The organism is Gemmatimonadaceae bacterium (assembly GCA_020852815.1).
Taxonomy (GTDB): domain Bacteria; phylum Gemmatimonadota; class Gemmatimonadetes; order Gemmatimonadales; family Gemmatimonadaceae; genus SCN-70-22.
Map to the genome: position 1 here is coordinate 20,274 of JADZAN010000021.1, position 23,156 is coordinate 43,429.

Sequence of the window (23,156 nt, forward strand, 5' to 3'; positions counted from 1 at the left end):
CGCCGCGAGCGCCCCTGCACGCCGTCGTTGCCTGAGCCTAACGACTCTTCAGCGCCTTGCGGAGAAACTGGCCCGTGTAGCTCTCCTTGACCTTCACGACCTGTTCCGGCGTCCCGGTGGCGACGATCGTTCCCCCCTTGTTCCCTCCCTCGGGACCCAGGTCGACGATCCAGTCGGCCGTCTTGATGACGTCGAGGTTGTGCTCGATGACGAGGACGGTGTTGCCGCGATCCACGAGGCGATGCAGGACGTCGAGGAGGAGGCGCACGTCCTCGAAGTGGAGACCGGTGGTCGGTTCATCGAGGATGTACAGCGTGCGGCCCGTGTCGCGCTTGGACAGCTCGGTGGCGAGCTTCACGCGCTGTGCCTCGCCGCCGGAGAGCGTCGTCGCGCTCTGCCCCAGGTGGATGTAGCCGAGCCCGACGTCGTTGAGCGTCTGCAGCTTCTGGTGGATGCGCGGCTGGTGCTCGAAGAAGGCGAGCGAGTCCTCGACGGTGAGGTCGAGCACTTCCGCGATGTTGAGGCCGCGGAAGCGGACCTCGAGCGTCTCGCGGTTGTAGCGCTTCCCCTTGCACACGTCGCACGGCACATAGACGTCGGGGAGGAAGTGCATCTCGATTTTCACGAGGCCGTCGCCCTGGCACGCCTCGCAGCGCCCCCCCTTCACGTTGAACGAGAATCGCCCGGGCCCGTAGCCGCGGATCTTGGCTTCCGGCATCTCGGCGAACAGCTCGCGCACCGGGGTAAAGACGCCGGTGTAGGTCGCCGGGTTGGAGCGTGGGGTGCGCCCAATGGGCGACTGGTCGATGTCGATGACCTTGTCGACGTGCTCGAGCCCCGTGATGCGCGAGTGCTCGCCGGCAATCACGCGCGCCCGGTAGAAGTGGCGCGCCAGCGAGCGGTGCAGGATGTCCTCCACCAGCGTCGACTTTCCCGAGCCCGACACGCCGGTGACGGCGATGAAGGTGCCTAACGGGAAGTCGACGGTGAGGTCGCGCAGGTTGTGCTCCCTGGCCCCTACCACGCGAATGCTGCGCCCCGGATCGGCCGGACGCCGCGCCTTGGGGATCTCGATGCGCAGCTCGTCCTTGAGGTAGCGCCCTGTGAGCGACTCGGCGACCCTGGTGACGTCATCCACGGTGCCGGCCGCCACCACGCGCCCGCCGTGCTTCCCCGCCCCCGGGCCGAGGTCGATGACGTAGTCGGCCTCGCGGATCGTGTCCTCATCGTGCTCCACCACGATGACGGTGTTGCCCAGGTCGCGCAGCTGCTTGAGCGTCCCCAGCAGCCGCTCGTTGTCGCGCTGGTGCAGCCCGATGGAGGGCTCGTCGAGGATGTAGAGGACGCCCACCAGGCGCGAGCCGATCTGGGTCGCCAGCCGAATGCGTTGCGCCTCGCCCCCGGAGAGCGACTCGGCGGAGCGGCCTAACGTGAGGTAGTCCAGCCCCACGTCGTCGAGGAAGCGCAACCGTTCGCGCACCTCCTTGAGGATCGGGCCGGCGATCTCCGGGTCGAGCCCGGGGCGCCCGTTGTTCCTGACGGGGATCTCGTCGAAGAAGCGGCGCGCCTCGCCGATCGAGTCGTCGACGACCTCGCCCAGGTTGCGCCCATCGACGGTCACCGCCAGCGACTCCGGCTTGAGCCGTCGCCCGCCACACGCCGCGCACGGGCGAATCACCATGAAACCGTCCAGCTCCTGGCGAATGCTGTCCGAGTCGGTCTCCTGGTACCGGCGCGAGATGTTGGCGATGATCCCTTCCCACGAGACGGGGGACGGGGGACGCGAGATGGCGGTCTTCTTCGCAGAGGCCCTGGCCGTCGCGCGCTTCCTCGGTCCCGCACTCCCGTCGTCGTCAGCCGCAACTCCCGTCCCGGGCGCGCTGCCGTGCAGGAGGGTGCGCCGGACCTTCTCGGGGATCCTCGCCCACGGGACGTTGAGCTCGAAGCCGAGCGACCTGGCAAGGCCGGGGAGGATGACGCGGCGCAGGTAGCCGTCGGGTTCACCCCAGGGAAGGATGACCCCCTCGAGGATCGTCAGCGAGGGGTCGCCGACAATGAGCTCCTCGCTCACTTCGCGTCGCGTCCCCAAACCGCCGCATGCAGGACAGGCGCCAAACGGGGAATTGAAGGAGAAGTGGCGCGGTTCCATCTCCGGCATCGAGATGCCGCAGTCCGGGCACCCGTAGCGTTCCGAGAACAGATGGCTCGACTTCTCGCTCCCGTGCCGCACGACCTCGACCAGCCCTTCGGCAAGCTTGAGCGCAGTCTCCACCGAGTCGTTGAGGCGCCCACGATCGTCGGCGCGCACCACCAGGCGGTCGACCACGATCGAGACGTCGTGATTCTGCCGTCGATTGAGCTTGGGCGGCGACGCAAGCTCGATCAGCGCACCGTCGACCATGGCCCGGATGAAGCCCTGCTTGCGCGCCGCCTCGAACAGGTCGCGGAACTCCCCTTTGCGACCGCGCACCAGCGGGGCCAGGATCTCGAGACGCGTCCCCTCCGGCCAGGCCAGGATCGCGTCGGTAATCTGGGTGGCCGTCTGCCGTTGTACGGCGCGGCCGCAGTTGGGGCAATGCGGCGTGCCGGCGCGCGCGTAGAGCAGGCGCAGGTAGTCGTAGATCTCGGTGACGGTGCCGACGGTGGAACGCGGGTTGTGCCCGGCGGTCTTCTGCTCGATCGAGATGGCCGGTGAGAGCCCCTCGATGGTGTCGACGTCGGGCTTCTCCATCAGCCCGAGAAACTGGCGCGCGTACGCCGAGAGCGACTCGACGTACCGGCGCTGCCCCTCGGCGTAGATGGTGTCGAAGGCAAGCGACGACTTGCCGGAGCCCGACAGCCCCGTGATGACGGTCAGCTTGTCGCGCGGGATGGTGACGTCGACGTTCTGGAGATTGTGCTCGCGGGCGCCGCGTACGATCAGCGACTCGCTCGCCACGGCGGCGGTGCCGGTCGCGCGAGATGCGGCGCGGGCGGCGGCGCGGGCGGCGGCGGCGCGTGTCGATGCCGGGGAGGGGGCCATAGGTTCCCGAAGATAGGCCGAAGAACGACCGGAGAGCAAGCTGGCCGGCGCACCCCCCGAGCCGTCGCCCGGCGCGTAGGCTCAACTGGCGCAGTTCGCGTGACGTTGGCTAGCTCTCCGCTGTCCCTGACGGGGGGCGTCGCTCTCCGTCCTGCGCGCTCCCGCACCAACCGAGTCCATGCCGCACACCGACGCCGTCGTCGTGCTCACCACCGTTGCCTCGTCCGAGGAGGGGGCGGCGCTCGTTCGCGCTCTCCTGGAACGCCGGCTCATCGCCTGCGGCACGCTCCTTCCCGCGGCGCGTTCGCTCTATCGCTGGGAAGGAAAGGTCGCCGACGAGCAGGAGACGGTGATCCTGATGAAGACGCGCTCGGCCGTGCTGCACGCCATCGAGAAGGCGTTCGCCGAGCTGCACCCGTACAAGGTCCCGGAGCTGCTCGCGCTGGAGGTGCAGTGGGGGCTGGAGAAGTACGTCAACTGGATCAACGACGAGACGTCGATGGCGCTGTTGCAGTAGCGCTGGGCGCCACGCTCCATATCTCGCATGCAGATCGCCGTCACCATCGATGACCTGGCCTTCGTGGCCGCCGACGCCGTCGCCCGTCCTGTCAACGCCGAGTTGCGGGCCATGACACCGGTCATGCGCCGCCTGGAGCAGGCGGCGGGCGAGGGGTTGCTCCGTCAGCTGCATATCCACGAGCCGCTGGACGTGGGCTCGGCCGTGGTCACGCCGGCCGGGGCCGTGCACGCCGGCCTGATGATTCACGCCGTGGTGTCGACCGAGACGGAGCGCGTCTCGCGCGACGGCGTGCGGCGCGCCACCACCAGCGCGCTGCAGCGCGCGCACGACTTCGGCGTGGCGCACCTGGCCATGGCGCCGTTCGGGCTGGGCGCGGGGAACCTCGACGTGGAGGATGCGGCGCAGACGATGGTGGCGGCCATCCGTGCGCAGGCCGAGTCACGCAAGGCACCCGAGGGCGTCACCATCATCGTGGAGAACGACCTCGAGCTGGAGGCCTTTCGCGGCGCCGTCGCGCGCTTCTGGAGTGAGCGATGAACGCTCGCGGGGTGCTGGCCATCGGGGTGCTCGCGGCGTGGGGGGCCGGCATTGCCGCCTTTGTGCAGCGCGAGTCGTCGCGGTCGCCGCGCGAGAAGCTCGCCGAGGCGGCGTCGCGTGTTGCACCGGGGGCGACGTACTTCGCGGTGGAGCGAGCGGGACGTCACGTCGGCTTCGCCTCGAACACGATCGACACGATTCCCGGCGGGTTGCAGGTGACGGACTACCTGGTGGGCGACGTGGCCCTGGGCGGGGCGCTGCAGCGCGTGACCGCGCAGTCGGTCGTGAAGCTGTCGCGCGCTCTCGCGTTGCGCTCATTCACCATCACCTTCAGCGGCGACTCGCAATCCGTGCGGGCAACCGGGCGCACGGTCGGCGACTCGCTGCTCGAGTACGTGGTGCAGGCGGCGGGAGCCGTGGCCGACACCAATCGCGTGCGCCTCACCGGTCCGCTCCTCCTCCCCACGCTCATCCCGCTCGCCGTTGCACTTGGCGAGCCTCCCAGAGTCGGGCGCACCTACACGATCGACACGTTCGACCCAACCACGATGGCAACGCGCGCGCTCCCCGTGAGCATCCGCGCCGAGTCGCTCTTTGTCCTCGTGGACAGCGCGGCGTTCGATCCCAACTCGCGCCGCTGGCTAGGCGCGCATGCCGACACGGTGCGCGGCTTTCATCTGACGTCGGCCGACGGTGCGGCATTCGACAGTTGGGTGGACGAGTTGGGGCGCATGATCACCGTGCGCGCACCGGCTGGCCTGTCGATGCGCCGCACGGCCTATGAGGTCGCCTTCGAGAACTGGCGCACCGCAAGCCCGCTCCGGGCCAGAAGGAGCGGTGCCGCGCCGCCCCACGAGGACCGCTGGAGCGCGAGCGCCATCTCGGCGGGCGTGCTTGGCGCCTGGGCGCCGCGCGACACGCTCCGCGTGCGCGTTCGCGGGATCGATCTTTCCCGCCTCTCGATTGACGGCGGGGGGCAGCTGGTGACGGGCGACACGGTCACGATCGTGCGCGACGGCGCGAGCGAGCTGCGCCCCGCGTTCTCGCTCCCGCCTGACGCAGCGACGCGTGCGCGTTACGCGCGCGACCTGCGCACGGAGCCGTTGCTGGAAGTCGAGCACCCGGCAGTCGTGGCGCTGGCCAAGCGGCTGCGCATGCGCGAGTCCATGGCCGACGTGGTGACGCGCCGCCTCATGACGTGGGTCCACGACTCGCTGGCAAAGGAGGCGTCCGTCACCCTCCCCAGCGCAGTGGCCACGCTGCGCTCGCGCCGCGGCGACAGCAACGAGCACGCGCAGCTGTTCGTCGCCCTCGCGCGGGCGGCGGGGATCCCGGCGCGCACGGTGAGCGGCGTGGTGGCCATCGACGGTCAGTTCTACTACCACGCATGGGCCGAGGTGATGCTGCAACGCTGGGTTGGGGTTGACCCCACGCTGGGGCAGTTCCCGACCGACGCCACGCACCTGCGCCTCCTCACCGGCGGACTCGGCGCGCAGGCGGAGCTGTCGCGTGTCACCGGCCGCCTCGACCTCAGCGTCGTCGGCGTTGCAGCCGGCGATGCGACGACGCCGCGCGCGCGCCGCGCTGCCTCTCCATTGACTCGTCAGGCGCCAGGCGCCTCCCCTCGATGATCGAGATCTCCTCGCTCACCAAGAAGTACGGCTCCTTCACGGCCGTCGACGCCATCGACCTTTCTGTCCCCAAGGGGGAGCTGTTCGGCTTCCTGGGCCCTAACGGCGCGGGGAAGACGACGACGCTGCGCATGATTGCCGGCATCCTGCGTCCCACGGCGGGAACGGTGCGCATCGCCGGGCTGGACATCGGCGCCGATCCCATGGCGGCCAAGGCCAAGCTCGGCTTCATCCCCGACCGCCCCTTCATCTATGAGAAGCTGACGGGGATGGAGTTCCTGCGATTCGTCGCCGGGCTGTATCGCGAGGAGGGCTCGAGTGTCGAGCACCGCGCCCGCGAGTTGCTCGCCCTGTTCGACCTGGAGGACTGGCGCGACGAAGTCGTCGAGTCGTATTCGCATGGGATGCGGCAGAAGCTGATCATCTCCAGCGCCTTCGTGCACCGCCCCGACGTGATCGTCGTCGACGAGCCAATGGTGGGGCTCGATCCCAAGGCGGCGAAGACGCTCAAGGAGCTGTTTCGCGAGTACACGCGCCGCGGGCACACGATCATGATGTCGACGCACACCCTCGAGGTGGCGCAGACGATGTGCGACCGCATCGCGATCATCCAGAAAGGGAAGATTCGCGCCTGCGGGAGCATGGACGACCTGCGCCGGAACGCCGAGCGCGGCGACGAGGGGCTGGAAGAGATCTTCCTTCGCCTCACCGGCGAGAATGCCGCCCGCGGGTTGGTCGAGGTGCTGGATGCCTAACGGGCTGTGGCACGTGCTCTCCCCGAAGTGGCAGACGGTGCGCAATCGCGCCGCCACCGCCGAGAAGGGGCGCGGGGTCCGGTACGCACTGCTCGGGTTGATCGGGGTGGGCTTCTGGGCGTTCGCCTTCGGGGCACTCTACCGCGTGCTGGCCTACTTCAAGGGGGTGGAGGAGATCGGCGCGCTGCTCGCCGGCAAGCTCCTCGGCATCGTCCTGCTGTCGTTCGTGTCCATTCTCCTCCTGTCGAACATCATCACGGCGCTCTCGTCGTTCTTCCTCGCCCGCGACCTCGACCTCCTCGTCTCGGCGCCGGTGGACTGGCTCACGCTGTACGCCGCGAAGTTGCTGGAGACGACGCTTCACTCGAGCTGGATGGTCGTCCTGCTCGCGGTTCCGATGCTCACCGCCTACGGCGTGGCGTACGATGGTGGGCCGCTCTTCCCGCTGGTGGCCTTGGCCGCGTTCATCCCCTTCCTCCTCCTGCCATCAGTCGTTGGCAGCGCCATCACATTGCTCCTGGTCAACGTCTTCCCCGCCAGGCGCACTCGCGACATCCTCTCGGTGATCACGGTGATTGCCGGCGCAGGGGTCGTGGTGCTGTTCCGCCTCATGCGCCCGGAAAAGCTGGCCCGGCCGGAGGGCTTCCGTTCGCTGGTCGAGTTCATATCGGTGCTTCGCGGCCCCACCTCGCCGATGCTCCCCAGCGAGTGGATGCAGCGCACGTTGATGGGTTTCCTCACCGGCGACGTGGACCTCCTGCCGTTGTACCTGCTCTGGTCGACGGCAGCGGCCTTCGTCGTGCTGGGGGCGCTCCTTCACCGCGCGCTGTACCCCGTGGGCTTCACCAAGGCGCAGGAAAGTGCGCAGCAGTCGGTGCGCAGCACGGGAAAGCCGAGCCTCCTGTCGCAGATGCTCCGCCCCTGGGGAACGCGCCGTCGCGAGCTGATCCTCAAGGAGGTGCGCGTCTTCTTCCGCGACACGACGCAGTGGTCGCAGCTGATCCTGCTGGCGGTGCTCGTGGTGGTGTACGTCGTGAACATCAAGTTCCTGCCGCTCACGGGAGACGGGATCACCTTCTTCATCGTCAACCTGATCCCGTTCCTCAACCTGGGGCTGGCCGGCTTCGTCCTCGCCTCGATCGCCGCGCGCTTTCTCTTCCCGGGGGTGAGCCTCGAGGGGCGCTCGTGGTGGCTCCTGCGCTCGTCGCCGCTGTCGATGCACGAGCTGCTGTGGTCCAAGTTCTGGGTGGGGACGGTCCCGTTGCTCGTCCTTGCCCTCTCGATCGTGGCGGTGACCAACTACTTGCTGCAGGTGAGCCCGTTCATGTTCGCGGTCTCGGTGGGATCGATCACGCTCATGACCTTTGCCATCGCCGGGCTCGCCGTGGGATTCGGGACGCTCTATCCCCGCTTCGAGACCGAGAACGCGGCGCAGATCCCCACGTCGTTCGGCGGGTTGATGTTCATGATGACGGCGGTGCTGGTGATTGGCGGCGTGATCTTTCTCGAGGCGCGCCCGGTGTACGGCTACCTCAGCGCGCGCCTGTACGGCGCCGCCGACGCGGTGGACCCGACCGGGATGATCATCGGCTTCGGCCTCGCCGCGCTTCTCTGTCTCGCCGCCACGTTTGTCCCGCTGCGCATGGCCCTGCGGCGACTCGAGGCGCTCGAGCGTTAGGCGCTCCGTCGCTCCGGCGCCCCGCGTTCAGCGTTAGGCACGCGACGGGTGCGGCTGGCGCCTGGCGTCAGGAGCGCAGCGGCGCCCCACACTGGTCGCAGTAGCGGGCGGCGCCTGCGCGAACTGCGGCACCGCAGCGCGGGCAACCGCCCAGCGCGCGTCCGCAGCTGGAACAGAAGCGCGCCCCGGGCTCTGGGCGCGGCCCGCAGTCGGGACAGGTCACCGCGTTGACACGTTCCGCGCGCACCAGACGCTCGGCTTCTTCCTCGAGCGATGACGACGACGCTGGCGAGGATGCAGTCGGTGCCGGCGACTCGGCGGCTGGCGACGCGGGAGATGGCGGCGTGGAGGCGGCGCTCTCGGCGCGACGCGCGCGCGCGTCGAGTGCGGCCAGCATCCTGCCGTAGTCCGCATCGGACAGCTTTCCCATCGCGTGGTCGAGCGTCAGCTCCTCGCGCTCGAGCGCGAGTGCGTCCTCGACAGGCACGCGTCCCTTCGCGGTGCCGCGTGGCGCGGGCCGCGGCGACGGTGACGGTGGCGCGTCGTCGTCCGTGGACCGGCGAAGGAAGGGATAGACGGCGAAGGCGAGTCCGCCGACCATGAGGACGATTCCTGCGACGAGCATGCTCATGAGATCGTGGTGACGTTGGGATCGAATGCGAACGACGACGCATCGTGAGGCATCCTCGTCCCGCCAGTGGTGGCCAGTTGCGCCAGGAGTGCGCCGGTCACGAGCAGCACGGCGCCCCCCCACAGCGAGGCAAGGACGACGACCGTGATGCGCATCCGCACCTGCTGGAGCGTCCCGAACTCCTCGGCGACGATGCGAATCTCCTCGAAAGGAAAGCGAAGAACCGCGGGGCGCGCGAGGGGCGATGTGATGATTTCGTCGCGCGAGTCGACGTACTCGCGGCGGTCCGGCGAGAGGAGCGCTCGCGCGCGCCCAGCGACCATCGGCTCGAGAGCGACGGCGGCCACATGTGCATTCTCGTCCTCGAACTGCGAGACGCCCTGGTGCACGAGCGTCACGGGGGAACCGAATCGGCGCACCACCGTGGTGCGACCGCCGCTCGCCACCGTGCGCTCGATTGTCACGGCGGCCGCCTCACCGGCAGCTGCAAACGCCAGGCAGGCAATCGCGCCTGCGTATGACGCGCGGATCGCCCGTGCGCGCACGGTCGCTGCTGACGCAAGTGCGCTCGCGGTGACCAGGAGAGCAACCGCCGCCACGCCGCCCCACCAGGTACCAGGCGACGCGAGCGCTGCGCCGAGCGTGGGTGAGCTAGTCGTCGGGTGCGCACCGGGCGCCACGCCCTGAAGCGCGCCGGGCGCCATGCCAATCACAATGCCAGCCGCCACGCCGAGCGTGAGGGCCAACAGGAGCGCCCCCCGGCGCGCCCATCGGGGTCGAGTCGCTGCCAGGGTGGCACCTGACGGCGTCTCGAAGGACGCCGCGAGTGCCAGCACGAGGCCGGCCATCAGCGCCCACTGCCTGAGGTCGCGCGTCGTGGCGACGGTCTCGGCACGCGGGAGGAGCGAGAGGGCGGCGCCGACGACCAGGAGGGCGATCGATCCCGTCAGGAGAGAAGGCGCGAGCCTCGAGGTATGATCCCGCGTATCGTCGCGCGGCTCGCGGGCGCGCACGTTGCGCCTCGCGGACGCGAGCGCCCCCGACGCCGCGGCGCCTAACGAAAGCCAGGCGAACCCCTGCAACGCCCATGCGCCACCCTCGGCGTCCACACCACGGAGCAGCGCGTTCGCCACGAGACCCAGCGTCCCCAGCCACGACGCCAATCGCGCGGTCCCGTCGCCCGAGGTGAGGAGCGTGAGTCCCGCCGCCACCATCGGCGCGACGAGGAGGCCGCTGAAGGCATCGACGGCGGCGGGAGTCGGCGCCACCCCCGTGGCGTACACGCCCCGAGCGCCGCCCCACATCGCGAACGCCAGCAGGACGACTACCGATGCTGACAGCAGTTCCTCCACCCGCGCGTCATGCGCGTTGCGTGCGCCACGTGCGCCGCGCGGCTGGGGGAGCGCGGAGTCGTCGGCGGCAAGCGCGGTTGCGGCGGCCGACACGGCGACGGCGAGCGCGATGGCCAACCGCGAGGCGACCGACAGCGGATGCTGCAACGCCGGAACCAGTCCGAGACCGTCTCCCGGGACCCAGGGGAGCGTCGCGAACGCTCGGGCCGCGAGCGACGTGGCAAGCAGCGCCAGCACGACGGTCCCGACAGCCGCAACGCCGAGCGCCGTGCGCGCACACCAAGACACGAGTGCGCCGGCAAGCGCCGCCAGCGCCGCGGTGGGAAGCACGCTCCCGGCCGGGAGCTGCCAGAGTGCCGCGACGCGATAGCTGGCCGGGAGATTGCGCGTGATCGAACGGGCCACGTAGCTGACGGTCACGTCCCCCGCCAGGAGCAACTGGACCAGGGCCACCGTCGCGATCGCGGCCGCCGCGGCGCTCCCCAGGAGGGCGAGTTCCCCCCACCGCCGGCGCTGATCCCCGGGCGGCGTCGTCACGAACCCTGCCCCGAACGCGCACGCGGCCAGCAGCGCAGCGATCCAACTGGCGGCCGTTCCTACAATCGCCACGGCCTCATCGAGACATCACCTGATGGCCGACGCGGCGGCGACCTTCGATCGAGTGGGCGCCTAGTCATTCTTGTGCCGAACCGCTTCCTGTCGCACCTGATTCATGATGCGCTCGAGGGCGGTTTCGGCCTTGGCTCGCTCGTCGTCGGGCCATGGGCCTGCGTGGCGGTGCAGCTCCCGCACCTGTTCCAGCATGTCGTTGATCAGGATGCGGAGCAGGACGTTCTTGCGCTGCTCCCGCGGCACGTCTTCGTCTTCTGTCATAAACGGGGCATGGACCGTAACACTGTCATTTCCGCGACGGGTACATGATGGCGACGCTGGCCACTCCGGCGCCAGCCACATCGGCGCTCACGTCGCCGGCCGCTGCGGCGATGCAGCGCCCGCGGCCAGCGGATGGCGAAGGACGCTCGGGGCCGCCAGGTGTTGCTCGCGCGGCTGTGGCGCCTGGTTGCTCGTGCTCGCCGCTGCTAGCGATCGTTGGCCCAGGACAGCGCGGCGCGGACCGCACGCTGCCAGCCGGCGTACGCGGCGCCCCGGAGGTCGCTCTCCGAGTGGGGGGAGAATCGCGTGAAGCGCCGCGACGCGAGGAACTCGTCCGGCGACTGCCATACGGCCGCGGCGATCCCGGCCAGGCCGGCCGCGCCTAACGCGGTCGTCTCGATCATGGCCGGGCGCTCCACCGCCACCTGCAACACGTCGGCCTGGAACTGCATGAGCCAGTCGTTCGCGGTGGCGCCACCATCCACGCGCAGCGTGTCGAGGGTGACGCCCTGCGAGCGCACCGCGTCGACCACATCGGCCGTGCCATAGGCCATGGCCTCGAGCGCGGCACGCACCAGGTGGGCCCGCGTCGTCCCGCGCGTGAGGCCGACGATCGTCCCCCGCGCCTCCGGCGACCAGTGCGGCGCACCCAGTCCCACGAGCGCCGGCACGAAATACACGCCGTCGTTGGAGGTGAGCGAGCGCGCGAGCGCCTCGGAGTCGGCGGCTCGCTCGATGACCTGCAGCCCGTCACGCAGCCATTGCACGGCGGCGCCGGCAATGAAGATCGAGGCCTCCAGCGCATACGCGCGGCCGCCAGCGGCGTCGCAGGCGATCGTCGTCAGGAGCCCGCCGCCCCCCGCCGGTCGCGTTGCCCCCGCGTTGAAGAGGAGGAAGGCTCCGGTGCCGTAGGTGTTCTTCCCCTCCCCCGCTCGCCAGCACCCCTGGCCGTAAAGCGCTGCCTGCTGGTCGCCAGCAACACCCATGATGGGAATCGCGGCGCCAAGTTGCGCCTGCTCCGTCACCCCAAACGCCCCGGCCGACGGACGCACCTCGGGGAGCATGGAGCGCGGGACGCCGAACAGTGCGCACAGCTCGTTGCTCCACGCGCCAGCCTCGAGATCGTACAGCATGGTGCGCGACGCGTTGGTGGGATCGGTGGCGTGCACCGCGCCGCCGGTGAGCGACCAGATGAGCCAGGTGTCGATCGTCCCCGCCAGCAGCTCGCCGTCGGCGGCGCGACGCGCGAGCGCCGGGTCGCGCAGGAGCCATTCGAGCTTGGAGGCGGAGAAGTACGGATCGATCACGAGTCCGGTGCGACGGGCGATCTCGCTCGCGCGCGGGGCGAGCTGGGCGCAGCGCTCGGCGGTGCGACGATCCTGCCAGACGATGGCGCGGGCAACTGGGCGAGCGGTGGCGCGACTCCAGACGACGATGGTCTCGCGTTGGTTGGTGATGCCGATGGCATCGGGCACGACACCCGAGCGCGCGATGGCCTCGCGCGCCGCATCGCGTGTGCGCTCGAGGATTTCCTCGGCGTCGTGTTCCACCCAGCCGGGTTGCGGGTAGTGCTGGGTGATCTCGCGATAGGCGCGTCCGGCAATGGAGCCGTCACGACGAACGACGAGGCAAGTGGAGCCCGTGGTGCCCTGATCGATCGCGAGGACGTGTCGCATGCGAGGAAATGGTACGAGGCGAGATGAAATGGTGAGGTGCCACCGGGAGCGAGGGGCGATGTTGTTCTACGGGGGGGGCCCCCCACTCGCCCCACCCGCCAGCGCCCACTCGCCGCCAAATCGATACGGACCGCGCAACACCCCGCGATCCGTCACGATCGCCGTCACCAGCGACGCCGGCGTGATGTCGAACGCCGGGTTGCACACCGAAACCCCCATCGGCGCCGTCGCCTTCCCGAAGCCGAGGATCACCTCCTCGCGGCCCCGCTGCTCGATCACGATGTCGCGCCCCGTCTTGGTTGCCGGATCGATCGTCGACGACGGCGCCGCCACGTAGAACGGAATCCCGTGATGGTGCGCCAACACCGCCACGCCATACGTCCCGATCTTGTTCGCCACATCGCCATTGGCGGCGATCCGATCGGCCCCCACGATCACCAGATCGATCGCCCCCATCGCCATCAGCGACCCTGCCATGTTGTCGGCGATCACCGTCACGGGGACGCCGGCGCGCGAGAGCTCCCAGGCGGTCAGTCGCGACCCTTGCAACAGCGGCCTGGTCTCGCCCGCGAAGACCGCCACGCGCCGCCCACCGCGCGCCGCACGGTAGATCGGTGCCAGCGCCGTACCGATTCCCGCGGTCGCCAACGCCCCCGCATTGCAGTGCGTGAGCACGCGCGCCCCCTCGGCGATGAGCGGCTCGCCGTAGGCGCCGATGGCCTCGCACATCTCCCGATCCTCGCCGAGGATCGCCGTGGCCTCGTCGCGAAGCGCCGCCACCAGCGCCGCACTGCCACCACTCACCCCCGCCGCCCTCCGCAGCATGCGGTCGACGCCCCACATCAGGTTCACCGCCGTGGGGCGCGCGTCGCGAATGCGGTGCGCAACGACGTGCAGTCGCTCACGAAGCTCGGCCTCTGGCTCGTCCCGGTGCGGCAGGATCGCCGTGACCACCCCCATCGCACCGCACACGCCAATGGCGGGCGCCCCGCGCACCGAGAGCGTCCGGATCGCCTCGCAGACCTCCAGGTCCGTCCGGATGTCGCGCTCGACGTACTCGTTGGGCAACAGGCGCTGGTCGATGATGCGGACGGCATCGCCATCGGGCGACCAGCGCACGGCTTCGATGATCTGCATGCGGAGCTAAGCTACGCCCACCTGCCCCACAGCGGGAGCGCGCGGGCGCGTTCCGCCTCGGGTGCGCAGCGGGAGATCGCGGGCGGCGGTAGATTGACGCTCGTCCCCCGCCACCGCGCCTTCGCCTCGCCCCGCCTCATGCCTTACGCGAACCTGACGCTGTCCGTCGCCGACCGCATCGCGATCCTCACCGTCAACCGGCCGGACAAGCTCAATGCCCTCAACGACGCCACGATCGCCGAGCTCGATCGGGCGATCGAGGAAGTGCGGACGCGCGACGACATCGGCGGGGTAATCCTCACCGGGGCGGCGCGCGCCTTCGTCGCGGGCGCCGACATCTCCGAGCTGCGCGCGCAATCGCCCATCCAGGGCAAGGCGCGCGCTGCCTACGGCCAGTCGGTCTTCGACAAGTTCGAGCGGTCCCCCAAACCGGTGATTGCCGCCATCAACGGCTTTGCACTCGGCGGCGGGTGCGAGCTGGCCATGGCGTGCCACATTCGGCTGGCGAGCGAGGTGGCGAAGTTCGGGCAGCCCGAGGTGAAGCTGGGGATCACCCCGGGCTACGGCGGGACGCAGCGCCTCCCCCGCCTCGTGGGACGCGGGCGGGCGCTGCAGTTGCTCCTGACGGGCGAGATGATCGACGCCGCCGAGGCGCTGCGCATCGGGCTGGTGAACAAGGTCGTGCCGCTGGCCGACCTCATGCCGACGGCCGAGGCGATGATGCGGCAGATCCTCGCCAACGCGCCGCTCGCCATCGCCCTCTGCATCGAGGCGGTGGACCGCGGCTACGACGCCACACAGGACGACGGGCTCAATCTCGAAGCCAACCACTTCGCGATCCTCTCCGGGACCGCCGACATGGCCGAGGGGATGGCCGCCTTCCTCGAGAAGCGCCCCGCCTCGTTCAAGGGCGCGTGACGCTCGCGCTGGTCGCGCTCTCGGTTCGCGACTTCCGCAACCTGGCGCGCGTCGAGCTCTCCGTCCCCGCGCAGGGAATGGTTGTCGTGGGGCCCAACGGGCACGGCAAGACGAATCTCCTGGAGGCGATTCACTACCTGCACACGCTGCGTTCCGTGCGTGGCGCCCGCGACGTGGACCTGGTGCGCTTCGGCGCCGAGGCGTTTCACCTGGCGGCGCGTGTTTCCGGCGCCCCGATCGATGACATGCGCGTGGGCTTCGCGCGCGCCGGCAAGCGGAAGAAGGTGACGCTCGACGGTGTGGAATGCAGTCGCCTGGCCGACGCGTTCGGTGCCATTCCCTCGGTGATGTTCTCCCCACGCGACGTCGAGCTGGTCGCCGGCGCCCCCACCGAGCGGCGCCGCTTCCTCGACATCGCGCTGGCCACCACGTCGCGGCGCTACCTCGCCGCGCTCCAGCGCTACCGCGCCGCGCTCGTGAGGCGCAACGCCTCGCTGCGTGATGCCGTCAAGCGGGGCGACGGCGCCCAGCGCGTCGCGGTGTGGGAGCCGGCGCTGGCCGAGTCGGGCGCCACGCTCTGGTGCGAGCGCGTGCGCTGGGTGCGGTGGGCCGCCCCGCGCCTCGAGGCCCTGTGCGACGCCATCGGCGAGCGGCAGCGGGTGACGCTGCAGTACCACACCGCACTCGACGTCGACGCCGGCAGCGCCGGCGACGAGGATGCCGTCCGCGTGCAGCTGGCGGCGGCGTTCGAGCGCGACCGGGCGAGCGACCTGCGGCGCACCCTCACGCACAGCGGCCCGCACCGCGACGACCTCGCGCTCAAGCTCGACGCGCGGGCGCTGCGGACCTTTGGCTCCGCGGGGCAGCAGCGCACCGCCGCCATCGCCCTTCGCCTGCTGGAACGCGAGACGCTGCAGACGCTGGCCGGCCGCACCCCGCTCGTCCTCCTCGACGACCCATTCGCCGAGCTCGACGTGGACCGTTCGCGCCGGATCTTGCAGCTCCTGCGCGACGGGACCGGCGGGCAGACGATCCTGGTCGTGCCGCGCGCCAGCGACGTCCCCACGGAGTTCACCCCGCTCACGCGCCATGACATCCGCGATGGAATCCTGATGTCTGGAGATCCCGCCCATGCCTGACGAAGCCGCGGAGCGCCTGGCGGACCTCCTCTCGCGCTTCCTCAAGAAGTCGGGCATGGAGTCGCGCATCAAGCAGTCGGCGGTCCTCGAGGAGTGGCAGAACCTGGTGGGACCGGAAATCGGCGCCGTCACGCGGGCGCTCTCCATCTCGGACGACGGCACGCTCTTCGTGGCGGTGCGCAACCACGCGTGGATGTCCGAGCTGAGCATGATGGAGCGCGAACTGCTGGCCTCGGTGAACCGGATCACGGGGGACAAGCCCATCCTGCGGCTGCGCTGGCAACTGATGCGTTAGGTGGGGAAAGCGCGTGGCGCATGGTGGGGGGAAGGCGGGCTTCGCGAGCGACCGCTAAGCCATTATCGAACAATTGTTTAGGGCGGGCGCTGGCGGTTGAAAACGGGCGCTCAAGCGGGTAGATTCACCGCTTCTCGCCGTCCCCCAGCTTCGGCGGTTCTTCGGGGACATCCAGCGCTCTTCCAGCACGGGCAGTCATGGCCAAGACCCCACCCAACGGGAATTCGTACGAATCGAGCAACATCCAGGTCCTCAAGGGGCTGGAAGCGGTTCGCAAGCGGCCGGGCATGTACATCGGCTCGACGTCATCGCGCGGGCTGCATCACCTGGTCTACGAGGTCGTCGACAACTCGATCGACGAGGCGCTGGCCGGCTTCTGCGACACGGTCAGCGTCACCATTCATCGCGACGACTCGATCACGGTCGACGACAACGGGCGCGGGATCCCCGTCGACATGCACCCGACGGAGAAGCTGCCGGGGCTCGAGGTGGCGATGACGGTGCTGCACGCCGGCGGCAAGTTCGACAAGGATTCCTACAAGGTGTCGGGGGGGCTGCACGGCGTCGGCGTCTCGGTGGTGAACGCGTTGTCGGAGCAGCTGCGCGTGTGGGTCAAGCGCGACGGGAAGGAGTACTACATGGACTTCAAGCGGGGAACGACCACCACCCCGCTCAAGACGTTAGGCAAGGTCCGGGAGAAGGACACCGGGACCAGGGTCTACTTCAAGCCCGACGACCAGATCTTCACCGAGCTGCGCTACGACTACGCCACGCTCGCCAACCGCCTGCGCGAACTCTCGTTCCTCAACAAGGGCGTGACCATCACGCTCTCCGATGAGCGCGAGGACGAACCGAAGACGGAGACCTTCTTCGCCAAAGGCGGGCTGCAGGAGATGGTGAAGTTCCTCAACAGCAGCAAGAAGCCGCTGCATCCCGAGGTCCTCTACCTCGACACCGAGAAGGACGACATCGGGATCGAGATCGCGCTGCAGTACAACGACGGCTACAGCGACAACGTCTTCACCTTCGTCAACAACATCAACACGCACGAAGGCGGGACGCACCTCACCGGCTTCAAGGCGGCGCTCACGCGCACCATCAACACCTACGCCCAGAAGGGGAACTTCCTCAAGAAGGCGGACTTCACCCTCTCCGGCGACGACGTGCGCGAAGGGCTCACCGCGGTCGTGTCGGTCAAGGTGCGCGAGCCGCAGTTCGAGGGACAGACGAAAACCAAACTCGGGAATAGCGAAGCCGAGTCGGCGGTCAAGACGGTCGTCAACGACTGGCTCACCACCTACCTCGAGGAACACCCGCGCGTCGCCAACATCGTCATCGAGAAGGCGGTGTCGGCGGCGCGGGCGCGCGAGGCGGCACGCAAGGCGCGCGACCTCACGCGCAAGAAGTCGGCGCTCGACGTCGGCACCCTCCCCGGCAAGCTCGCCGACTGCTCGCTCTCCGATCCCGCCATGTGCGAGATCTTCCTCGTCGAGGGCGACTCGGCCGGCGGTTCGGCCAAACAGGGGCGCAACCGCGAGTTCCAGGCAATCCTCCCGCTGCGCGGCAAGATCATCAACGTCGAGAAGGCCCGCATCGACAAGGTCCTCTCCAACGAGGAAATCCGCACGATCATCACTGCCATCGGGACGGGGATCAAGGAGGAGTTCGAGCTGGAGAAGGCGCGCTACCACAAGGTCATCATCATGACCGACGCCGACGTCGACGGCGCGCACATCCGCACCCTCCTCCTCACCTTCTTCTTCCGCCAGATGCGCGAGCTGATCGAGGCCGGCTTCGTCTACATCGCGCAGCCGCCGCTCTATCGCGTCGCCAAGGGAAAGCAGGAGTTCTACGCCTACGACGAGAAGGAGCGCGAGACCTACTCCGAGCGACTGGGCGGCCCGGACAAGTCGTCGGTCAACATCCAGCGCTACAAGGGGCTGGGTGAGATGAACAAGGAGCAGCTGTGGGACACGACGATGGATCCGGAGCGGCGCACGCTCATGCGCGTGGCGATGGAAGACGCCGTCCTCGCCGACCAGATCTTCCAGACGCTGATGGGCGACGAAGTCGAGCCGCGCAAGGCGTTCATCGAAGCCAACGCCAAGTTCGTGAGCTATCTCGACATCTGACCACACGCCCGCGGGCAAGGGAGTGGATCACCATGGGGCGCGCGGCGATTGCTGCGCGCCCCATGCGCATGACCCCGCCGCCGCCTGACGATGGCACTTCCTGGGCCTTCGGTGGTACGGCAATGGGCTCCCTGTTTCATGTTCCCCCACCTGGAGAACTGCTCATGCGTCTCATGCACGCCTTGCATCGCCCTGCCCGCCGAGCCTCGCTCGTCGCGGTTGCCGCGCTCGCGTCGACGGTCGCCGCCTCCCGCGCCGATGCGCAGGCATGCCTCGGGCTTGGTTCGCTGACCGCACAGCCGGCCAACGCGACCTTCACCGCGCTCTTCACCGACGGCGCCAAGGCGCTCGACGCGCGCGTCGGCTTCGGATCGTCGATCGCCTTTGGCGGGGTGTCGGCGCAACTGTCCGACTACGACGCGATTGGCGGAACGGGAAAGACGATCGCCGTGGATGGTGGTCTTTCGTTCGTCACCGGCGAAAAGCGCAACGTGTCGGTGTGCCCGATCGCTTCGCTGGGACATACGTCGTTCCCCGACGGCGGTCAGTCCACCTACAACGCGAGTAGCACCGACGGCGGCGCCGGTGTCGCGCTCGGCGCGCGTGTGGGCACCACCTCGTCGCTGGCACTCATTCCCTTCGCGTCGCTCCAGGCCGTGTACTCCCGCGTCTCCGTGAGCGGTCCCGGCACCGATGGTTCCGACACCGACACGTACGGCGTGCTCTCGGGTGGAGTCAGCTTCGCGCTGTCGGAAACGCTCCTCGTCCGTCCTCTGGTGCAGATCCCGCTGGGGCTCGACGGGGGGAACGCGAGCTACGGCATCGGCGTCTCGTTCGGCTTCGGCAAGCGCTGAACGCGCGCGCGCCGCGCGGCAGCACAGCGCGCGCGCCGCGCGACGACCACTCGCACGCCCGAAGCACGGCGCGCCGCGTCCTCCTGGGGCGCGGCGCGTTTTCATTGCATCTGTCGGACTGCCGGCGCGGCCCGGGGGCCGGCGACACTCGTGCGCTAGGCGTTGTCCTTCGCGTACCTGGCCAGGATGCGCGCGTACGTCACGTGCACGGCGATGATCGCGCCGATCGGGATCGCCATGCCCAGGTAGGCGATCATTGCCTGCACCGAGTCGATCCCCCCCGTCGGCGTCGGCGACGAGACCCACGCGAGGAAGGCGAAGAGGGCCACGCAAGCGCCGGCCACCGCGAGCGCCCCGAGCGACCCGAGCCTGGCGTACTTCTTCATGTCGATTTCCATGGAATCCTCGGCGAGCGTTTCGTGGTGAAGTCGGGGTGGGTATTGCGTGTGCGAGCGCTGTTGCGCGCCCACACCCAACCTGACGCCGCGCGGGTTCACGACGGCGAAAGTATCGGCGGCGGAAGATGAACGGCGCGGGGCGCCGCGAAAAGGGGGGCGTTCCCGGACGCCGCGTTCGCCCTGGCGTCGCTATCGTGCAGCCCGCCGGGCGATTCTTGCAGCGACTCACGCACGCGAGGCATGAACGGTAAGATTGCCGCGCGTCGTGCTCCCTCGACGCCTTCCCCACACCAGCTTCCTCGTCATGCCTCACTTCATGTTGCCGAGTCCTGCGTGCGGCGCGCGCCACGCGATGCGCCTGGCGCGCGTCATTCGCGCCCCGCTCTCCTTCGTCGTCCTGGTCGCGCCGGCACTCGTCCACGCGCAGTCGGCCGCGCCGGCGCCACGCCGGGCGGCGGGGGCGGCATCCGCAAGCGAGTCGGTGGCGGAGTCCACCTTTACCGCGCTGTCCTGGCGCAACATAGGCCCGGCCAACATGTCGGGGCGCATGTCGGATGTCGAAGGGGTGGCCGGCAATCCGGCGATCCTCTACGCAGGGAGTGCATCGGGCGGCGTCTGGAAGTCGACGAACGCCGGGACCACGTGGCTCCCGATCTTCGACAAGCAGTCGGTGCAATCGATCGGCGACCTGGCGGTGGACCCGACGAACCCGGAGGTGGTGTACGTCGGCACCGGTGAAGCCAACGTGCGCAACTCCGTCTCGTTCGGGAACGGGATGTACAAGACGACCGATGGCGGGCGCACCTGGCGGTCGCTGGGACTGGGCGACACGCGCCACATCTCGCGCGTCGTCATCGACCCGAAGAACCCGCGGCGGGTCTTCGCGGCGGCGATCGGGCACGCGTTCGGCCCGAACGAGGAGCGCGGCGTCTTCATGACGGAAGACGGCGGCGACACGTGGAAGAAGGCGCTCTACACCGACAGCCGCCACGGCGCCTCGGACCTCGACATCGACCCGCAGAATCCCAACATCCTCTATGCCGGGATGTGGTACTTCGACCGCAAGCAGTGGACGCACCGGTCGGGCGACACGCTGGGCGGCATCTATCGCTCCACCGATGGCGGTCACTCGTGGCAGAAGATGACCAAGGGGCTCCCGAAGCTGATGGGGCGCATCGGCATCAAGGTTGCCCCGTCATCGCCCAACGTCGTGTACGCGGTGGCCGAGACGCGCGAGGGGTACGTCTTCCGCTCCGACGACCACGGCGAGTCGTGGCGCAAGGTGAGCGACAACGCGCACACGCTGGGGCGCGGTTTCTACTATGCCGACCTGCGCGTGGATCCGCAGAACCCCGACCGCGTGTACACGTTAGGCATGTCGTACATGGTCTCCATCGACGGCGGGAGCACCTTCAAGGCGGTGACCGGGAACTTCCACGGCGACCACCAGACGATGTGGATCGACCCGCTCGATCCCAAGCGCCTCTACATGGGCGATGACGGCGGCTTGAGCGTCTCCCACGACCAGGGGAAGACATGGGAGTGGTTCCAGAACCTCCCGGTGGGGCAGTTCTACCAGCTCAGCTACGACATGCGCGAGCCGTTTTACCATGTCGCGGGCGGGCTGCAGGACAACGGCGTGTGGACCGGCCCTTCGCGCACGCGCGGCGCATCGGTCATGTCTCCCGACTGGCGCTTCATCCAGAATGGCGATGGCTACTACGCGGTCTCGCATCCCGAGAATCCGGACCTCTTCCTGAGCGACTACCAGGCGGGCGGGATCCAGGCGACCAACCTGCAGACCTACGAGCAGCGCGAGGCGTCGCCGCAGGTGAAGCGCATGGACGGCTACTCGGCCGACTCCAACGCCGTGCGCTTCAACTGGAACGCGCCCATCGTGCAGTCGCCGCACGACAAGCGCGTGGTCTACTTCGCGGGAAGCGTGATCTATCGCAGCAGCGACTGGGGGAAGACATGGACCACGATCTCGGGTGACCTGTCGAAGAACGACAAGTCACGACAGGGCGACGCGGGCGGCCCGATCCTCAAGGAGAACACGGTCGCCGAGTACTATGGCAACGTCTATTCGTTCGCCGAGTCGCCGGTGCAGAAGGGGGTGCTGTGGGCGGGGACGGACGACGGCAACGTGCAGGTCTCGCAGGATGACGGCAAGACGTGGGTGAACGTCGCGCCTAACGTGGCAGGCGTCGGCGCCGATGCGGTGGTGAGCGGCGTGGAGCCGTCGCGCGCGGCGGCGGGGACGGCCTACGTGACGTTCGAGCGGCACATGATGGACGACTACCGCCCGTACGTCTACAAGACGACCGACTTCGGGAAGACGTGGACGAACATCACGGGGAACCTCCCCTCCAGCGCCTACCTGCAGGTGATTCGCGAGGACCCGCGGAACCCCAACCTGCTCTATGCCGGGACGGAGCTGGGGCTGTACGTGTCGTGGAGCGGGGGAACGGCGTGGACGAGGTTGCACCTGAAGAACCTCCCGTCGGTCGCCGTGCATGAGGTCCTGGTGCACCCGCGCGAGAACGACCTGATCCTCGCCACGCACGGGCGTGCGGTGTGGGTCCTCGACGATGCCACGCCGATCCAGCAGATGACGGCGCAGGTCGCGGCAAAGGCGGCGCACCTCTTCCCGATGCGCGCGGCGACGCGCTACAACCAGGGCGACCATCAGTGGAACTGGGGGAACAAGCAGTATCGCGGGCAGAACGCGCCGTACGGCGCCATCGTCACGTACTGGCTGGGGCGCAAGCCGGCCGCCGATTCGCTGGTGAAGGTCGAGATCCTCAAGGACGGCTCGGTGATTCGCACGCTCAAGAAGCCGAGTGCGGACGCCGGCTTCAACCGCGTCACGTGGGACCTGCGCATGGATCCGCCCAAGGTCCTGAGCGACATGCCGGCCGACAGCGCCGACCCGGGTGACTGGCGCGCCCGCCCCACGGGGCCGCAGGTCCTCCCGGGGCAGTACGCTGTGCGCCTGACGGTGGCCGGCGCGTCGCAGGAGCAGGCGCTGACGGTGCGCATCGACCCCTCCTCGGGGATCGGCGAGCAGGAGCTGCGCCAGCAGTTCGAGCAGGCCACGCGACTCAACACCGTGATTGCATCGCTCATCGACACGGAGCGCAACCTCGTGGCCTTCAAGGGGCAGATCGACGAACGGCGCGCCACAGGGAAGGAGATGCGCGGCGAGGCCTCGCGCGACATGGCGACCGCCGCCGGCGAGGAGATCGTGAAGCTCGACAGCGTGCGGTTGCAGCTGACGCGCCCGCGCAGCGAGGTGATTCCCTTCTATTCCGAGGGGCCGCGCCCGCTGGAGCGCGCCATGTCGCTGATGGGAAGTATCGACAACGGCCTCACCCCGGTCATCGCCGCCCAGCGCGAGTACATGGGCGACGTCCGCCGCGACGCGCAGACGGTGATCGACATGGTCGAGCGCCAGGTCAATGCCAGCGTGCAGCGCATGAACCCGCTGCTGAAGGCGTTGGGGCTGCCGGAGCTGATCGCGCCGCCGAAGAAGGCAACAGCGATGTGAGAAGACGAGAAGACGAGAAGACGAGAAGACGAGGTTTAGACCCTCAAGCGCAGGACTC

Annotated in this window: 18 protein-coding genes; 11 read left to right on the top strand and 7 right to left on the bottom strand. The window is 69.0% G+C overall.

All coding sequences use genetic code 11. The features are described from left to right. Nucleotides 1–37 precede the first annotated feature (37 nt). On the bottom strand, nt 38–3,022 hold the full coding sequence (gene uvrA, locus IT359_12430; GenBank protein ID MCC6929778.1) for an excinuclease ABC subunit UvrA: 2,985 nt from the start codon (nt 3,020–3,022) through the stop codon (nt 38–40). A 178-nt stretch (nt 3,023–3,200) separates the two neighbouring features. Here uvrA and IT359_12435 point away from each other — a divergent pair, with 178 nt between their 5' ends. Genes IT359_12435 through IT359_12455 form a run of 5 tightly spaced genes read left to right on the top strand, consistent with a single transcriptional unit; the run spans nt 3,201 to nt 8,143 of the window. Further along, on the top strand, nt 3,201–3,539 hold the full coding sequence (locus IT359_12435; GenBank protein ID MCC6929779.1) for a divalent-cation tolerance protein CutA: 339 nt from the start codon (nt 3,201–3,203) through the stop codon (nt 3,537–3,539). A 27-nt stretch (nt 3,540–3,566) separates the two neighbouring features. Beyond that, complete coding sequence (locus IT359_12440; protein ID MCC6929780.1) at nt 3,567–4,079, top strand: macro domain-containing protein; 513 nt, start codon at nt 3,567–3,569, stop codon at nt 4,077–4,079. Then, the gene (locus IT359_12445; GenBank protein ID MCC6929781.1) at nt 4,076–5,710 is read left to right on the top strand and encodes a transglutaminase domain-containing protein; all 1,635 of its coding nucleotides are present in this window, start codon (nt 4,076–4,078) and stop codon (nt 5,708–5,710) included. Before IT359_12440 ends, IT359_12445 begins: the two co-directional genes overlap by 4 nt. Further along, on the top strand, nt 5,707–6,465 hold the full coding sequence (locus tag IT359_12450) for an ABC transporter ATP-binding protein (protein ID MCC6929782.1): 759 nt from the start codon (nt 5,707–5,709) through the stop codon (nt 6,463–6,465). The genes IT359_12445 and IT359_12450 overlap by 4 nt, the downstream gene beginning before the upstream one ends. Further along, on the top strand, nt 6,458–8,143 hold the full coding sequence (locus IT359_12455) for a hypothetical protein (GenBank protein ID MCC6929783.1): 1,686 nt from the start codon (nt 6,458–6,460) through the stop codon (nt 8,141–8,143). The genes IT359_12450 and IT359_12455 overlap by 8 nt, the downstream gene beginning before the upstream one ends. A 67-nt stretch (nt 8,144–8,210) precedes the next feature. Here IT359_12455 and IT359_12460 read toward each other — a convergent pair whose 3' ends face one another. From IT359_12460 to mtnA, 5 genes are all read right to left on the bottom strand, one after another. Beyond that, nucleotides 8,211–8,774, bottom strand: coding sequence for a zinc ribbon domain-containing protein (locus IT359_12460; GenBank protein ID MCC6929784.1), 564 nt, complete (start codon nt 8,772–8,774; stop codon nt 8,211–8,213). Then, nucleotides 8,771–10,735: a hypothetical protein gene (locus IT359_12465; GenBank protein MCC6929785.1), complete on the bottom strand. Its 1,965-nt coding sequence runs from the start codon at nt 10,733–10,735 to the stop codon at nt 8,771–8,773. Before IT359_12465 ends, IT359_12460 begins: the two co-directional genes overlap by 4 nt. A 60-nt stretch (nt 10,736–10,795) precedes the next feature. Next, nucleotides 10,796–10,999 carry a hypothetical protein gene (locus IT359_12470; protein MCC6929786.1) on the bottom strand — a complete coding sequence of 68 codons (204 nt, stop codon included), beginning with the start codon at nt 10,997–10,999 and terminating at the stop codon, nt 10,796–10,798. A 206-nt stretch (nt 11,000–11,205) separates the two neighbouring features. Beyond that, nucleotides 11,206–12,675 (bottom strand): glycerol kinase GlpK, encoded by a 1,470-nt coding sequence (gene glpK, locus IT359_12475; protein MCC6929787.1) that lies wholly within the window; start codon nt 12,673–12,675, stop codon nt 11,206–11,208. 66 nt (nt 12,676–12,741) lie between these two features. Next, nucleotides 12,742–13,812 (bottom strand): S-methyl-5-thioribose-1-phosphate isomerase, encoded by a 1,071-nt coding sequence (gene mtnA / locus IT359_12480; GenBank protein ID MCC6929788.1) that lies wholly within the window; start codon nt 13,810–13,812, stop codon nt 12,742–12,744. Nucleotides 13,813–13,950: 138 nt separating this feature from the next. Here mtnA and IT359_12485 point away from each other — a divergent pair, with 138 nt between their 5' ends. The 5 genes from IT359_12485 to IT359_12505 all read left to right on the top strand — a co-directional run bounded on the left by IT359_12485 (nt 13,951) and on the right by IT359_12505 (nt 19,150). Then, on the top strand, nt 13,951–14,730 hold the full coding sequence (locus IT359_12485) for an enoyl-CoA hydratase/isomerase family protein (protein ID MCC6929789.1): 780 nt from the start codon (nt 13,951–13,953) through the stop codon (nt 14,728–14,730). Next, nucleotides 14,727–15,869, top strand: a complete 1,143-nt coding sequence (recF, locus tag IT359_12490; protein ID MCC6929790.1) for a DNA replication and repair protein RecF — start codon at nt 14,727–14,729, stop codon at nt 15,867–15,869. Before IT359_12485 ends, recF begins: the two co-directional genes overlap by 4 nt. Next, nucleotides 15,862–16,164, top strand: a complete 303-nt coding sequence (locus IT359_12495; GenBank protein MCC6929791.1) for a DUF721 domain-containing protein — start codon at nt 15,862–15,864, stop codon at nt 16,162–16,164. The genes recF and IT359_12495 overlap by 8 nt, the downstream gene beginning before the upstream one ends. Nucleotides 16,165–16,361: 197 nt before the next feature. Further along, nucleotides 16,362–18,296 carry a DNA topoisomerase (ATP-hydrolyzing) subunit B gene (gene gyrB / locus IT359_12500; GenBank protein ID MCC6929792.1) on the top strand — a complete coding sequence of 645 codons (1,935 nt, stop codon included), beginning with the start codon at nt 16,362–16,364 and terminating at the stop codon, nt 18,294–18,296. Between the two features lie 164 nt (nt 18,297–18,460). Further along, nucleotides 18,461–19,150: a hypothetical protein gene (locus IT359_12505; protein ID MCC6929793.1), complete on the top strand. Its 690-nt coding sequence runs from the start codon at nt 18,461–18,463 to the stop codon at nt 19,148–19,150. 155 nt (nt 19,151–19,305) lie between these two features. Here the strand turns inward: IT359_12505 and IT359_12510 are convergent, their stop codons facing one another. Then, nucleotides 19,306–19,548 (bottom strand): hypothetical protein, encoded by a 243-nt coding sequence (locus IT359_12510; protein ID MCC6929794.1) that lies wholly within the window; start codon nt 19,546–19,548, stop codon nt 19,306–19,308. A gap of 304 nt (nt 19,549–19,852) precedes the next feature. On the opposite strand from IT359_12510, the gene IT359_12515 reads away from it, so the two are divergent. Beyond that, entirely contained in the window at nt 19,853–23,098 is a 3,246-nt protein-coding gene (locus IT359_12515; protein ID MCC6929795.1) for a hypothetical protein, read from the top strand. Nucleotides 23,099–23,156 lie beyond the last annotated feature (58 nt).